At 56.3% G+C, this 15,202-nt stretch carries 15 protein-coding genes and 1 pseudogene; 12 read left to right on the forward strand and 4 right to left on the reverse strand.

Translation table 11 applies throughout. The features are described from left to right. Positions 1-83: 83 nt before the first annotated feature. The 3 genes from OKW39_RS43415 (at position 84) to OKW39_RS43425 (ending at position 1,825) form a co-directional block, all read left to right on the forward strand. Positions 84-722, forward strand: coding sequence for a hypothetical protein (locus OKW39_RS43415; protein ID WP_429565606.1), 639 nt, complete (start codon positions 84-86; stop codon positions 720-722). Between the two features lie 44 nt (positions 723-766). Continuing rightward, complete coding sequence (locus tag OKW39_RS43420) at positions 767-1,288, forward strand: hypothetical protein (RefSeq protein ID WP_429565607.1); 522 nt, start codon at positions 767-769, stop codon at positions 1,286-1,288. 129 nt (positions 1,289-1,417) lie between these two features. Next, complete coding sequence (locus OKW39_RS43425) at positions 1,418-1,825, forward strand: DUF3800 domain-containing protein (RefSeq protein WP_429565608.1); 408 nt, start codon at positions 1,418-1,420, stop codon at positions 1,823-1,825. On the opposite strand, the gene OKW39_RS43430 is transcribed toward OKW39_RS43425, so the two are convergent. Further along, positions 1,794-3,326, reverse strand: a complete 1,533-nt coding sequence (locus tag OKW39_RS43430; protein WP_429562411.1) for a transposase — start codon at positions 3,324-3,326, stop codon at positions 1,794-1,796. The two genes, OKW39_RS43425 and OKW39_RS43430, sit on opposite strands and share 32 nt — an antisense overlap. 83 nt (positions 3,327-3,409) lie before the next feature. On the opposite strand from OKW39_RS43430, the gene OKW39_RS43435 reads away from it, so the two are divergent. Continuing rightward, positions 3,410-4,129, forward strand: a complete 720-nt coding sequence (locus OKW39_RS43435; RefSeq protein ID WP_429565609.1) for a hypothetical protein — start codon at positions 3,410-3,412, stop codon at positions 4,127-4,129. Positions 4,130-4,279: 150 nt separating this feature from the next. Here the strand turns inward: OKW39_RS43435 and OKW39_RS43440 are convergent. After that, positions 4,280-4,577: pseudogene (locus tag OKW39_RS43440) on the reverse strand (IS110 family transposase); the annotation flags it as partial. 334 nt (positions 4,578-4,911) lie between these two features. Here OKW39_RS43440 and OKW39_RS43445 point away from each other — a divergent pair. The 8 genes from OKW39_RS43445 to OKW39_RS43480 all read left to right on the forward strand — a co-directional run bounded on the left by OKW39_RS43445 (position 4,912) and on the right by OKW39_RS43480 (position 13,041). Further along, a complete protein-coding gene (locus OKW39_RS43445) occupies positions 4,912-5,391 on the forward strand; it encodes an Lrp/AsnC family transcriptional regulator (RefSeq protein WP_429565610.1) in 480 nt (159 codons plus the stop codon). A 381-nt stretch (positions 5,392-5,772) separates the two neighbouring features. Continuing rightward, positions 5,773-6,609: an ABC transporter substrate-binding protein gene (locus tag OKW39_RS43450; protein WP_429565611.1), complete on the forward strand. Its 837-nt coding sequence runs from the start codon at positions 5,773-5,775 to the stop codon at positions 6,607-6,609. Positions 6,610-6,649: 40 nt separating this feature from the next. Then, entirely contained in the window at positions 6,650-8,161 is a 1,512-nt protein-coding gene (locus tag OKW39_RS43455) for an amino acid ABC transporter permease/ATP-binding protein (protein ID WP_429565612.1), read from the forward strand. Between the two features lie 72 nt (positions 8,162-8,233). Continuing rightward, on the forward strand, positions 8,234-9,007 hold the full coding sequence (locus OKW39_RS43460; protein WP_429565613.1) for a maleate cis-trans isomerase family protein: 774 nt from the start codon (positions 8,234-8,236) through the stop codon (positions 9,005-9,007). 65 nt (positions 9,008-9,072) lie between these two features. After that, positions 9,073-10,149: an ABC transporter substrate-binding protein gene (locus OKW39_RS43465; protein ID WP_429565614.1), complete on the forward strand. Its 1,077-nt coding sequence runs from the start codon at positions 9,073-9,075 to the stop codon at positions 10,147-10,149. A gap of 47 nt (positions 10,150-10,196) precedes the next feature. Next, positions 10,197-11,054 (forward strand): ABC transporter permease, encoded by an 858-nt coding sequence (locus OKW39_RS43470; RefSeq protein WP_429565615.1) that lies wholly within the window; start codon positions 10,197-10,199, stop codon positions 11,052-11,054. A gap of 2 nt (positions 11,055-11,056) precedes the next feature. Beyond that, entirely contained in the window at positions 11,057-11,947 is an 891-nt protein-coding gene (locus tag OKW39_RS43475; RefSeq protein ID WP_429565639.1) for an ABC transporter permease, read from the forward strand. Then, a complete protein-coding gene (locus OKW39_RS43480) occupies positions 11,944-13,041 on the forward strand; it encodes an ABC transporter ATP-binding protein (protein ID WP_429565616.1) in 1,098 nt (365 codons plus the stop codon). Before OKW39_RS43475 ends, OKW39_RS43480 begins: the two co-directional genes overlap by 4 nt. Positions 13,042-14,198: 1,157 nt before the next feature. Here the strand turns inward: OKW39_RS43480 and OKW39_RS43485 are convergent. Both OKW39_RS43485 and OKW39_RS43490 read right to left on the reverse strand, forming a co-directional pair. Then, positions 14,199-14,576 (reverse strand): RidA family protein, encoded by a 378-nt coding sequence (locus tag OKW39_RS43485; RefSeq protein ID WP_429565617.1) that lies wholly within the window; start codon positions 14,574-14,576, stop codon positions 14,199-14,201. Between the two features lie 68 nt (positions 14,577-14,644). Further along, complete coding sequence (locus OKW39_RS43490) at positions 14,645-15,139, reverse strand: hypothetical protein (protein ID WP_429565618.1); 495 nt, start codon at positions 15,137-15,139, stop codon at positions 14,645-14,647. Between the last annotated feature and the right edge of the window lie 63 nt (positions 15,140-15,202).

A 15,202-nucleotide genomic window follows, 5' to 3' on the forward strand; every position in this document is an offset into this window, starting at 1 on the left:
GTTCCAGCGAAGTGTAGCGGAACGTGCGAAATCTGACGAGCAAACTTCACATTCGTGATAACTCCAGTTATCAGATGTGCAGAATGGCTGGCCGGGAAAACGATCGCTTTTTTGCCGCTGGTGTGCGAAGGGCGCGCGCCAGTGGCGTATGCTCGCTGTCTCGCTGCGCAGAGCAGCGGGTTGACCCCTCAATCAGCCAGCCCCTATCCGATATGAACGAAGCCGAACGCAAGAAGAGACTCGAAACCCTGATTGAGCATCAGGCCGCCTGGATCGAGATGGTTGCTCGCCAGCAGGCGCGGCTTGAGCTGTATTCCGACGGCCGCTTGCCGGTGAGCAACGAAAAGATCGAACTGATCGCAAAGGGGCAGCGGGAACTGATCGTCGCGGCGCGCAACATCAACGATGCGATTCTGGGCACCGTCAAAAGCGCCGAGACGCAACAGACCGAAGTCGACAGCTTCCTCGCAGATCTCGATCGACGTGAGGTGCGCTTTGCCGATCGCGCGGGATGGCGTGCCGCGGTGCTGGCCTCGGATGACTGGCGCCGGGCGGCTGCAGAGAACGGTCGCACCCGCGCAATCAGCATGCACTGGGGCGAACCGGGCGTGTCGACAATGGAAGTGTTGCTGACGCTGGTTGAGTTGCTTGACCGTCATGGCTTCACGCCGGGCGAACGGCGCGATGTCCTGACGCACGTGAGGACGAGCAGTTCGCACTGAAGCCGTTCGCGGTCGCCGGTCCGATCGCCTGGAGAAAAATGATGATGACCACCCCGTTCAAGGGTTTCGCGAAACTCCAGCAGCCTGCAGACCTTTACCTGAAGCTCGTGCACGACCCCAAGCGCGTGGCGCTGGAGCCGCGCGATCCGTACGCGGCGTTCGACTTTTTCGTTACGGCCGAACATATGCTGGACTGGGTATTCCCTGGCATGGACAAAGGCCCGAAAGCGAAGCAGGCGGCGCTGCGCAAAAGCAGTCCTGTTCTGCGGATCGTCTCCCGCGTGGCTAACGGCTCGAAGCACTTTGCGGCGGAGTCGGTGCAACACCCGTCCGTCCAGAACATCGTCAGCAGCGGATACGCGGAGGACGACTACGCGAACGACTACGTTGAGACGTTGCTGATCGTCGAGCTTTCGGACGCGGAGCAGTCGGAAGTGGGCGAACCGTTCCTGACGACACTTCATCTTGCCGATCGCGCGCTCGCCTTTTGGGAGAGCTACCTGAACCTGGCGCCCCCGCCGGACGAGGGCGAAGAATACGAACCGAAGCTGCTACCTCACCTGTAGGTCCTCAGCGCCGATGATCACGTGTACGGCCCCGGGGGAGCGATAGCGTTTTGGGGACGTGTTTGTGACGCACTCGCGCAGTAGCAGACCTGAGCGAACCGCTGACGTCTCATTTTGTGTAGGAGCGACATGCATCTGTTTTGCGACGAATCAGGTAACACGGGTGTCGACCTCCTCAATGTTGACCAGCCCCTCTTTGCACTGGCCAGCACGTGTCTGGATAGCGAACGCGCCGCGGAGCTTGTGCGACCCCTTTTGCGTCAGAAACAGACTGAGGCTAAGTACACCAAGCTACAGAGGAGCCGCGACGGACAGGCAGCGTTGCTGCTGTTTTTTGCCTCGCCCGACCTCACGCGGGCGAGCTCGAAAGCCTTGGTGACCGACAAGCGGTATTACCTCATCACCCATCTCGTCGACAAGCTGATCGAGCCGACAGTCTATGAAAATGGGCTTGACCTCTATGACGGGGACGCCCACGTGGGACTGGTGAACCTAAAAACGGCGATCACCCCGAGGCAACAAGCAGATCATGAGTAATCCGAGGCAATTTCGAAGGGACGATCTGTGCGCAGATGTAGCGCAGCAGCGCGCGCCAGCGATCGAGTTTCGGTGATTGCTCCGCGAGCTGTCTGACATGCTGCAGTGCCTTGCGGATATTGCCCACCAGCGCACGGATGGTCTGCGTCATCGCATGCAACGGCGTGAGATAGAGCCGGGTGCCGCCAGCGTGGCTGGCGCTCGTACCGACGGCGGCCAGCAGCAGCGGCCGGCTCGTCACCGCTTCGAGCCGACCTTGCGGATGAGCGGCGCGGCAGTACCACGACCACCAGTTGTAGACCAGCGCGCCGATCCGGGCCGTCGTCTGGCAGCGCGTGATGTCCTGCGTCGTGAAGCCGCCCAGGCCCCACTGGTTCTTCAGTTCGTCGAAGCCGTTCTCGCAATCGCCGCGGTCGCGGTACAACTGCGCGATCGAGTCCAGCGGATACGGTGCGTTGGTGACGAGGATCGTGTACTCCCACATCTGATGGGCGTCGAGCACCGCCACGTCGGCGATCGGCAGCCGAAGCTGTTGCTGATCCTTGCGCGGCGCGTTCACCACGTCGTCACGAATCCGGCGGCGCACGACGACCACGCGGCGTGTGCGCGACCAGCCGTCCAGCCGCAGTTCGCTTTCGATCGCCTGGCATCCCTGGGCATCCGCCTGCCCCCAGCTGCTGCGCCCCGCCAGCCGGGTAATCAGACGCTTCGCATTCCTGGTCTGGCGCAAACGAAGCAGGTAGGGCTGCGCCCGTTGCTCCAGCACGGCCAGAACACCTTCGTTTCCATAGCCGCAGTCGCCTCGTACCAGCACCGGGCGACACCCATCCAGTTCGTCGAGCAGTCGACCGAGCCCCTCCCTGGCGTGCAGCGACGCATGCTGGTTGCCCGGGCTCACCTGCACGTCCAGCACCAGCCGCAGGGTGCTGACCCAGAAGGTGTGCAGCACGTGGCTCGGACGCCCCGGCTTGTGCGGGTTGTAGCCCAGTTCCGCGCCTTCCTGACGTCCGTACAGCGGCTTGATGCTCGCGTCGATGTCCATGATCCACGGCGTCGCGAGCGCCTCGCGTACGCTGTTCATCAGCGCCGGGCGCATCCACGCCTCGCTGGCCACCGCATCGATCTGCAACAGCGAGCGTCGCACGGTGTCCTCGCTGACGGTGCGCTTCATACCCAGCGCCTGCGCCGCTACCGCGTCACCGCGCAGTGCCGTCACGTGAGCATAGCGGCGGTGGCCAGCAAGGACCGCGAGCACCAGCGTGCCCAGCACGTCACGTTTGTCCGACGTATTGCCGCCGCGATGCACGAGCGGACAAGCATCGACCCACGCATCGAACACGCCGGCGGTCGCGAGAAACTCGGCAAAGAACACCAGCTGGCCGTTTGGCGTCGCGTGCGCGGCCTCGTCCCAATGCACGTGCATGCGCCCGCCCATCGTGTCGACAATCATCGGTTCGGCGTCCGGTGCCGCCGCAATATCCCGGTCTGTCTTTTCACCCATCGGGTGAGTTTGCCAGACTTCCGAAGACCGTTGCCCGCATTGCCTTGGCGCCTGATTTCAAACCTTCAACTGCCGTTTCTAGGGTGAACGTCTGGTATCACGCCGGGCACACCATCTTCCCGGACGGCGCCTGGGAAAAAGTGCAACGCTCCTTTTTGCGTGCGATACGGGAGCGCAACACCACCGCCTATGCTGAATTCGATCAGACGCTTCGCACGGCGTTTCTCGCCGCGCCTGAGGGCAGCCGTGACTTTGCGACTGGCCTTGTACTCTCGTTCGGGCGCATCGGCGAATTCCTCAAACCGTTTCCGATGCACACGTTCGACCCTGCGCCGGATCTTTTCATCATGATGATCAACAAGTGGATGGAGTCCGGCCCCAGCCTCTTTGACGTAACGCATGACCAGTCAAAGCCGCTCCGGCGGCACGAGCCGTTTCTACGTGCGCTGATGACGCCTGCCGCGAAGCGGACGTTCGGCTACGGAACGCGTCAGGTGGAACTGCCGCTGCGAATCCGCAACCTGGAGTTCGCCGATTCAGCGTATCACGCACCGCTTCAGATGGCCGACCTGATCGCGGGCGCCGCGATCGACTGCCTCCTCGCCCAGTCGGGCAAGAAACCCTCAACTGGTTTTCACGAAGCAATGAGATCGACGCGTCTGCCGGACCTGATCGTCGACGGGATGTTGCCGTCGACGCAAGTCGGCAGGAGTAACGAGCGCCAGCCCGGCCAGTCCAGCCTCGTTGACGGCGCGGCCCAGTTTCTGAGCGAAGTCGGCTACTTCGATCGTCGAGAGCCGTAGGCCAGCAGCGTCCCGGCGGTCGCTATCAAACTTGCGACCAAAGCACGAGAACCCGCGTCAAGTTGCCTCGGCACGCTCCGGCGGCCTGACAATCCCGTTCACGAAGGTTTTCATAGGAGAGCAACGTGCTGAGTGAAGCCGTTCTGGAAGAACGGCAGTCCATATTGCTTTGGCGTCCGCTGCGTCGGTCTTGTTCGTTTGCACGAATGGCCGGATGAACTGGGCATGCAAGAGCACTACCTGATGCCCGAGCGCCTGAATCTTACGTGCCCACCAATGAGCGCTTCCGCAGGCCTCGAGCGCCACTCGACCAGCAGGGCGCTGTGCCAGAAACGTGATCAGGTCGTCACGTCCGAACCGGCGATTTGGCCTCACCGGTTTGTGCATCAACCCAGTACATCTGGAACACGCGCTTTGCAACATCCAGTCCATAGGTCGTAACATTCATTTGGGGCCTCCGTTCCTCAAGTGGTTGTGTTGCAACTCCACTTTGGCACATTGATGCCTCGGTTCTGGGGGCCCTCAACGAGGCTCACATCCCCGGAGGGAGGGCGGTGTCCATTCCATCTGGGCCAGTTCCCGCCGTCCGCCGGAGTTCGTCAGTTGCAGTAGCATCGATGTCGCCTTGTCAATGTGTAACGCCCGACATGCATCTCGTACGACTGGAATGCGCCCTTCGACGCCTCATTCGACTGGCACGCTGAAGCAGCAATTTGACTGCACGCTTTCTGCTTGTTAGTCTATAAAGATGCACAGTCCCCACCTTCTCGCAAAAACCTTGCATGGCCAGCCTCGATCGTACTGACGCCGCAATTCTCGAATTACTTCAAAACAATGTCCGCCTCACGATGGATGAGCTGGGCAGCCAAGTCAATCTCTCGCCGTCGGCCTGCCAGCGGCGGCTCAAACGGCTCCGTAGTGAAGGAATTATTGAAGCAGAAGTCGCGATCGTCTCGCCGGAGGCTTTAGGCCGCTCAGTCACAATGGTCGTACTGGTAGCACTAGAGCGCGAGCGAGCAGACATTGTTGACCGCTTCAAGCACACGGTGCGCACGACGCGAGAAGTCATGATGGGCTATTACGCGACAGGCGACGCGGATTTCGTACTGGTCATCACGGCGAAAACCATGGCCGATTACGAGCAGTTCACGCGCCGGTTTTTTCGCGAAAACCCGGACATTAAGAGCTTCAAGACAATGGTGGTTATGGACCGAGTTAAGGCCAGTTTCGCTTTCCCTATTGATCCAGAAGATTTCGACTGAGGGACGCTTAGCTCGCCCGTCCGCGAGTTGCTGCAACGCTTAATTGGGATTCCTCTGAAACGCCTTAGCGATGGAAAATCGGAACGCAAAGACTCCCAATTCGCTGCAGGTCGTCACTCGGTCGAACTCTGGTTTCCCCTAATCGGCACAAGCGCGCCGGGGGAAACAATCAAAAAGCTCCTATACACGCAAAAATATTGCAAGCCGCAGGTCATCTTTGCCCGGATCAATATTGAAACGTCGATATAGTCTTTGTAACGAAGCGTGATCTCGCGCCCCTCCCAGGAAGCAAAGATAGTCCCCGTTTGCGGCGACTATCTAGATGCAACGGCGCAGATTCCACGCTCCCTTGGAACAGACTATTAGCCCCGCGAGGTTTCAATGAAATCGAAGCTTTTCCGCAGCTTAGCGATGTCTTCGCTCATCGTCGGCAGCTTTCTGTCTAGCGGTGCTGCAAAGGCAGCTCCGACGCTGATCGCAGGCGTTCTGTCCGTCGGCAGCGACGAGACTCTGCCACCCTACACGTACCTCGACAATGGAAAGCCGGCAGGTTTCGATGCGGACTTCGTGGCAAAGCTCGCGTCGCATATGCGGACCACTCCCAAATTCGTCGACACGCGCTTTGCGAATCTCATTCTTGGCGTAACCGGGGGCCGGTACGACCTCGTCGCATCCGGGCTCTATGTGACCCCCGAGCGCGCCAAAGTTGTGGACTTTGTCCCTTATTTCATGACCGGCGGTGCGGTACTTGGAAGTGCCTCAAACGGGTTTTCCCCCAAATCGCTAGCCGAACTGTGCGGCAAAAGAGTTGCGACTATCAAAGGCGGTGCGTTAGTTAAATCGCTCAACGACGTTTCCAAGAAGTCGTGTGAGGGTACCGGGAAGCCTGCTATCGCGGTTCGAGAATTTGACACCTCTGCGGAAGCCGCTCAAGCGGTCCTTTCCGGAGGCGTGGATGTCCAATATGACGACATGGCGATTGCAGGAATGATCGCCGAACGCTCAGGCGGGAGGCTTCACATCACGTCCAATGGTCCGATCGATCCGGTGCTTTGCGGGCTCGCGCTCAAGAAAGGGAATACCGCCTTGAAAACTGCCATCGAATCAGCGATTTCCGAGATGAAAAGTAAAGGCGAGTACCAGGAAATCCTCGGCAAGTATCACTTGACCGAGCCGACGGCAGCGGATGTTGCGAACGCCACTGGCGCGGCAAGCTGATCTCACCCTTCGAGACGGATCTTTGACATAAAGGGCGGCGATGATCTTCGACTGGCGATATGCGCTCTCGCTGCTTACGTTCTCTGATTTCTGGGCCGCTGCTTGGCTTGTTATCAAGTTGAGTCTGGCGGCATGGTTGATTGGAATCGTCGCTGGGTTCTTGATTGCGCTTGGGAAACAAGCGCCGTGGGTCCCGGTGCGATACGTTTGCCGGGCGTACGTGTGGCTTTTTCGCAGTTTGCCGCTGCTCGTGCTGCTCATTTTTGTCTACAACCTGCCTCAGATGTTCCCGTGGACGGGAAGCTTTTTCTCCAATGCTTTTTGCGCGGGCCTCGTTGCGTTGGCGCTTAGCGAAACGGCGTACATTGCCGAGATTCATCGAGGCGGCCTCGCTGGCGTTAACAGAGGACAATTAGAGGCGGGCCGAGCGCTAGGTATTGGCTACTTCGGGCTGCAACGACTAGTTGTGATGCCGCAGGCATTTCGCATCGCACTTCCGGCTCTAATCAACGAATACATCGGTATCGTCAAGCTGACGTCGCTAGTGTCTGTTATCTCACTTGAAGAAATCCTGCTGGTCGGTGAGCGTCTATACACCCAGAACTTCAAGGTGCTCGAGACGATGTTAGCCGTCGCTTTCTACTACGTCGTCATCGTGACAGGTTTTGGCTACCTGCTTACCTGGTTGGAGAAGCGCCTCGACTTCACCAGTCGGTCTGGAAGTGTTGGGACCGCCGATACCTCACGTGGAGATAAGGTTCTTCCGATCGCAGTGGCCACGCAGGTACGCAAGAAGGCGCCCGCTCTCGAAGCCGTGAACATTCAGAAATCCTACGGGCCGCATCACGTGCTGAGAGGAATCGATCTTACTGTCAAAAGCGGTGAAGTAATTTCCATTATTGGACCGTCTGGGTCTGGCAAGACTACCTTGATTCGGACGTTCAATGGACTCGAAACGATCGACGAAGGACACGTACGCTTGCATGGCAAGCCGTTTCTCGGGTCACGAAGTGAATCGCATGGAAATCGGTCTCGCGCCAACTACCGACATGCGATTTCCGAGCTCGGCATGGTCTTTCAAGGGTTTAACCTTTTCCCCCATCTGACCGTTCTCGACAACGTGACTCTTGCACCCGGCTATCACGGGAAGAAGAAAGGCGCTGAGTTACAAAGCCATGGAATGACTTTGCTCAATAAAGTTGGCATGGGCGCGCACGCAGGTAAGTACCCGCACCAGCTGTCCGGTGGACAACAACAACGGGTCGCGATAGCGCGGGCGCTCGCTATGGAGCCCTCGGTCGTCCTGTTTGACGAGCCGACCTCCGCCCTCGATCCTGAGTTGGTAGGCGAGGTGCTCGGCATTATCGAAGGGCTCGCTCGTGAAGGAATGACCATGGTCATCGTCACCCATGAAATTGACTTCGCTATGAAGGTTTCTGATCGTGTCGTCTTCATGGAAGGCGGCGTGATCGTTCACGACCTTACACCAAGTTCATATAGAGAGATGTCGACGGACTCACGAGTCCGTCGCTTCATGACTGGTTATCGATGAATTTGGACTTGATAGGCAAGCGGGCGCTGACCACTAACGCTTCCGTAACTACTAAACGACGTTCAAATTACCATGAACAACGAGACTGAATTTTCTGCACGACATGTCGAACCTCAGTTCGACACGGGAATGTCCGACCAGATAGCGATCGGTTTGATTACGCTATCAAGTGACATCGTTACAGAATACGAGTTGCGCCGAATGCTGCCCCCTGACGGCATCACGCTCGCAACGACCAGAATCAAAACGCATAACCCAATCACGATCGAAAACCTCGCCGGCCACGCACTTGAGATCGCGCAGGCGGGGACCCTGTATGACCCCCCAGGGTGCATAGATGTGTTTGCCTATGCATGCACGTCCGGCTCCGCCATCAGCAGCCAAGAAGAGCTTGAAGCGAAACTGCACGCGTCGGTACCGGGTGCAAAACTCACATCTCCGATGACTGGCGCTTTGCGCGCTTTCAAAGCGCTAGGCATTCGGAAAGTGTCAATGTTGACCCCGTATCCGGACGACGTTGCCGAAATTATGATTCGGTGCGTCGAGAAGGCTGGGGTCTCGGTTGTAGGGAGCACGTCATTCCACATCGAAAACGACTATGAGATAGGCAACATAGCGCCTCAATGCATCTCTGAGGCAGCGCAGGTTGCTGTTGATCCTGCAGCCGACGCGCTGTTTATCCCATGCACCGGTTTCCGCACCTCATCCGTTATTCACGACCTGGAGCAGAGGCTCGGTGTACCAGTGATTACTGCTCACCAGGCGATGTTGTGGGATGCGTTGACGCTAGCGGGGTTTAAACGACCCTTGAGTGGTTACGGACGCTTGCTAACTACTCTCAGTTGATTAGGACCACCACCGCCGGTGGCGGCCCCCGTCCCGTGACAACTCACAGCATAAAGGAAGCAAAAATGTCTATTTCACGCCGCAATTTCATTAAGACAACTGCAACTGCCGCAGCGCTAATAGGAACGCCGTTCGCGGAAATTAATCAAGCCTTCGCTGCATCGACCATTACGGCGATCGAATGGGGCGGCGCTTATATCGACTCGATAAAGCGTATTGCAGCAAAGCAGTCTGACGTGTCGATCAATTGGCAATTGCATGCGGGTGGCGCTGCCGCGATTCTGCCGAAGATCAAGGCGACTTGGCCCAAGCCAGGAATTGATCTATTAACAGGATGGGATGTATCTTGGCAGGTTGTGGCGCGAGAAGGGTGGGCGGAGCCGGTTACCGCCGCTAAGGTACCGAACCTTGCTGACATTCCAAAAAAATTGTTGGTGGCGGACGCTGCGGGACATATCGTCAACATTCCGCGAACGCTGACTGCCTTCCATTGGTTCTATCGTGAAGACAACGCCCCATTTGCGATCCGGACGTTGGATGACCTATTAGATCCGCGACTAGCTGGAAAGATTCTGTTTCCGTCTCCGATCCTGAACTCGAACACCCAGATGATCTCGATCGCCCTCCATCGCGGAGGAAATGAGAAGAACATGGAACCAGCTTGGGACTTCGTCAAGAAGCTCGCGAAGTCGGGCAACATTGGTCGTGTTGCGAACGCCGACACTGACGTTACTACGTCGATCGGTTCAGGAGAAACCTGTGTGGCCTTCCAGGCCGGTTCGTTGGCGAGTAAGTTGGGACGTACCGTGAAGCTGAAGAACTTAATTAAGCTTGATCCTAAGACGGGATTTCGAGCTTTCATTTATCAAGAAGGCTGGTGCGTACTAAAAGGCGGGAACGCTGACGGCGCGTTCAAATTCGCTAACTTCGCGATCGATCCCGTCAACAACGCAGAATTTAACAAAGGCATTGACGGAATTCCAGTCAACACTAAATCCGTCGTCCCAGCAGAGCTGAAGTATATGGTGTTCAATTCTGAGGAAATGGATAAATATGCGTATATCCCGGATTGGTCGTACGTATCGTCCCAGTCGGATGCCTGGTTGAAGCGTTGGGAACAGGAAATCGCTCCGCTTCTGTGAATCTGCACAGCGCTTCCGTCGGCACGTTTGGTTTTTTGGAGTTTTGAATGAAAAGCTGGCGCACCAAAGCATTGCTACTGCTTCCGGCGCTTCTAATTTTCGGCTTGTTTCTAGTTTTGCCGATGTTAGCCGTGCTTAATGAAAGCTTCCAGACGTTCACGCCGGGGCGCGTTGGCGCCGTGGCAAATGCCCCACGGACGTTAGTCAATTACACGGAAATCTTCAAGTCGGTCTATGCGATTTTTTTCCTGAAAACATACTGGCTGTCATTTGTAGCCTCTATTCTAGCAACTATTTTCGCGTTTCCTGCGAGTTATTATGTCGCGCGTCACCCGTCCCAGACATGGCGCAAGACTTTGATTTCTGGAATTGTCGGACTGATGTTCCTCAGTGCGATTGTGCGTGTCTATTCGATTCAGCTGACCTTCGGAAATACGGGAGTAGTAGCTCCCGTGCTTCGTGCACTGGGCATCAACATGAACAGCGGATTTTATTTGGACTGCGTCGTCATCGCGGGGCTGCTGCACTACGCGATTCCAATGTCGATGTTGATATTGATCGGCGGGATACAGAAGCTCAATCCGCGGTTACATGAGGCTGCGGAATCGCTTGGCGCTTCGACGTTCGGAGCTCATTTGACAATCACATTGCCAATGTGCGCGAGGAGTATCATATCTGCGTTCATCGTATCGGTCACGCTTGGTATAAGCGCGTTTGTAATCCCATGGATTCTCGGTAAAGGGAAAGTGTTGTTTGTTTCAAACCTCGTCTACAGTCGATTCAGCGAGGTGGCAGACTACCCTAGCGGCGCGGCCATTTCCGTTGTCATGATGATCCTATCTTTTGCGTTGATATTCTTGCTGTCTCGCGTAGCGGGGAAATTGGATCCAACGGGAACACGGTGAAAATGCAAAACATGAAAAGAGTCTTAGAGGCGCCGGTTAATGTTAACTCGTTAAGAATGCAAAATTTTAAGCGAGTCTTAGACGCGCCGGCGGGCGTGATTGTAGGAATTTTGATCGTTGTGACGGCCATCTTCTTGATATTCCCGGTGATCGTCACTACGCTGATGGCGTTCGACAGCCGAGCATACTTTGGACCGTTTCCGCCGCCTGGCTTGTCGACGCAATGGTTTTCAAAGCTTTTGACTAGCGACTACATCATTAATGGTTTTAAGACAAGTGTCTTGATCGCCGTAGCGGCAACGGTCATATCCACTGTCGTAGGAACCATGGCTGCACTCTCTATCGTAGAGATGCAGCCCGGTAAGCGAGATCTTGTCACCACGTTGTTTCTTTCGCCGCTTGTATTACCTTCTGTTATTATCGGGTTCGCGCTGTTGCTGGTATTGTCGTTCACGCCTATCCCAGCGTTTTGGCGCATCCTTCTTGGCCATCTGATCATTACGATTCCTTATACGGTTCGAATGACGTTGATAGGATTGGCGGGTATTAATCCTTCGCTCAGAGATGCTGCACTGAGTCTAGGCGCGAATGAACGGCAGGCGCTTTTCTCAGTGACCTTGCCTCTTGCCAAGAACGGAATTGCAGCCGGCGCTATTTTTGCCTTCGCCTATTCCATGGACGATGTGGCAATCAGCATGTTTGCAAGCGACTACAACACGTTCACATTGCCGATCGCGCTGGTGAGCCTTATTCGATCCAGCTTCGATTTAACGGTTGCCGCGGCGGCAGTATTCCTCATGGTTCTAACCCTCGTTCTACTGTTAATCTTGGATAGGGTAATCGGGCTGGAGAAAGTGATGGGACAAAGTCTTTATAGGACGGAAGACAAATGAACGTCTTGGAACTATCAGGTGTTACGAAGAAGTATGGCGATTTTCACGCCATGGACGATGTCTCTTTGGCCATCGAAAAAGGCAAAACAATCTCAATTTTGGGGCCCAGCGGTTGCGGCAAGACAACCACCCTCCGCGTCATTGCAGGCTTCACGACAGTTGACCGCGGAACAGTCCGTATCGCCGGCGATGACGTAGGCCGCATGAAGCCTTATGAACGCAACGTTGGGCTTCTCTTCCAGGACTATGCGCTATTTCCCCATATGACCGCGGCGCAAAACGTCGCTTACGGGCTGCGTCATCGCGGTTACCCGAAAGCAGACGTCCCCGCGAAGACCCAGCAAATGCTGTCGCTTGTGCGTCTTGAGAGCATGGGTGACCGATACCCTTCTCAGATGAGCGGCGGTCAGCAACAACGCATTGGACTGGCTCGGGCATTAGCGACAGACCCGCAGATCGTGCTATTGGACGAACCTCTCTCCGCCCTTGACGCCAAGCTTCGGGTCGAGTTGCGGTTAGAGCTAAAGGAAATCCTCAGCTCGGTAGGAGCGACTACGATTGTTGTCACCCATGATCAAGAAGAAGCGCTGAGTTTGGGAGATGAGGTCGTAGTGATGAAGTCTGGGCGGATCGTCCAACGAGGAACGCCTTCAGATATCTATGACAACCCAAAAGATCAATTTGTGGCGGACTTCATCGGACGCTCGAACTGGTTTTCAGCCAGCTGTGAAGGTTCGAGCTCTAACGGACTTATATCATGCAGGACCGACGACGGCATTATCGTCCGGGCACTTGCAACAAAGACGGCGGCTCAATCCGGCCCATTGCGCTTATGTGTGCGACCCGAGAACGTCGAACTTGCTTTCGGAGGCAACGATCAGTCGCGGCAGACAGGAGATAACGTAAATGTTATTCAAGGCACGGTAGCGGATGTCGCGCCGCTTGGCGCAGACTCCCACATCATTGTCCAGCTAACGGATGCGACTAGAATGCTAGTTGTATGCAAAAACAGCCGTTCCTTTGGCTCTACTGAATTCGCGGTCGGGCGTCCAGTCGCCGTCACCTTCTTCGCAGAGGACGTCAAAGTATTCTAGTGCCATCTTTGCCGGGCGCGGGCGAAGATAAGTTGGCTGCGCCGGTCCGGTGGTTTGCGCTTTGAGCTCATTCGCGGTCGATACTCCTACGAGTAAGCCTACCCCGGCTAGTGTCCTGAGTTAGAAATTCGCATGCAAGGTATGCGTCATGTTGTCCATCGACACGTTGTCGAGACAAGCCTCTGCGGATTGCGCGAAGTGATCGAATTTCCGGTGGCACAAGCTGCGCAATGGCGATTGCAGCAAGCCGCTACTGCGTCACCGGGATCGAGTTTGAAGGGGAAACCCATGGAAAAGGCGGAGAAGTCTTTGCGTACGCTGGTCGAAAAATGGTTTGCGCCAACGCCGGCGATGCCGGTTCGCATAACCCGATTCAGTCGGACAAGCTCGAGTCCCAGAGGGTATATCTGCGTCGAGGCATCGAGACCTGCAGGTCCGCTTGCAATTTTCTTCTTCCGCCACCATGACGGCGCTTGGTGCGTGTTCCCGCCTGAGCCCGAGCGTCCGGCGATGAGTGTTTCCTCCGAGTGCAGCGAGATTGAGGCATCTGCGGGTCGATCTAACGCCTGGCAAGTCTAGGAATGAGTGGAGTTAAAAAATGCTTGATGAGTCGGAACCGCTAACGCTCGAATACGCTCGGGAGCTGGAGGTATGGACGTGTGCCTGGTACGATGCCGCCGTCGCAGCGAATCTTGTGCGCCCGCCGTTTCACCCTGATGCGACGCTCATAAAGCGTCTCCAAGGCTACTTCCACGGTGGCCTGTCGCCGGCTGAGGCCGCAGATGCATGCTTCGGAAGGAACCACTGAAACGCCGCCGTTATCGCGTCCTCGTTGGACAAGGATAGTTATGCAAAGGCGAACAACGATCTAGAAAATTGAACGAATTTCTAACGAGGAGATTATGATCCGAACCTGGTGACCATTGTGAAGAACCTTGAAGTGCTAAGTCAGCTACAACTGCGCTCGACGTCCGCGGCCACAGTGAGGCGAACAAGCCGCCCTCGCAGCGGCACTGGAGGCCACGGCTATCGGCACCACGCGCAACCGTGAAGAGTATTCGACTGAGCGACCGCTATCGAAGAAAGACAAGTCCAGTACATCGGCTGTCGCAGATGCACCCACAAGGTCAATTGACGGGGTCAATTTACAGTTCGGATCAGCTGAGCGCGATCACGGCCTCTACCTCGACACGAGCTCCCTTTGGCAGCGCGACCACCTGATAGCAAGCACGCGCTGGATATGGTTCACTGAAGAAGCGACCATAAACCTCGTTGACTGCGGCAAATTCACCCAAGTCGGTCAACAAGACGGTGGTCTTCACTGTCTTCGCGAGCGACGTACCGGCGGCCGCCGCGATGGCGCTCATGTTTCTCAAGCCCTGTTCGATTTGCTGCGCAGCGTTCGCCCCAGCAATCTCGCCGGTGGCCGGGTCAAGCGAAAGCTGCCCTGACACGAACAGAAAGCCGTCCTTTGCAATGGCTTGCGAGTATGGGCCGATAGCCGATGGAGCCTGCGCTGTATCGATTTTCTTCATATGTTCCTCTCGAGGTTGATGGTTCAGCGGTTGAAGGGACGAGTGTCAAGCGTCGCGCCACAGTTTCTTTATGCAATAGCGAAAGATGGAACTTCCGCGCCATTGCATTTCGAACTCTGAACAAGCGCAGCGATTGAGAGCCGCTTGTCCGACGGCGCTTGGAAGTTTGCTTCCGCTAGCCTGTGCGCAGTGACAATCTCACTCACAGGCGCCGTTTGAAGCGGGTTGTCAAAGAGGTTTAGCAAGCGTGCAACCGACAACACGGCGTCTGAACTAAGGCGCCACGGTCGTCCAGGGAAGAATGACAAGACGACCTCCCCGAGCTTAAGGTCCACTGCCGTGTAAGTCGCCAAATCGCCTTCCCCGAACCCAGCATCGAAGAGGAAAAACGAATCGAACATCGTCCGCACAATTGTCCCGACATGGAACGCCGTGCCGTGTTCTGTCTGTAGCGCGAACAAACAGAGATAGTTACGCAGCGACAATTCCATAAGAGCCGCTCTGTTGATACGACGTTTTTCGCCGGAGATCGCACGGGAATTAGCAATGGCATGTTTCTTCAAACCTGTGTCCAGCGCGCTATTGTTATCGACACTGTGTGTGCCAAATCGCCCGCTCTATGGTTG

Source organism: Paraburkholderia sp. MM6662-R1 (genome assembly GCF_050436245.1).
GTDB lineage: Bacteria > Pseudomonadota > Gammaproteobacteria > Burkholderiales > Burkholderiaceae > Paraburkholderia > Paraburkholderia tuberum.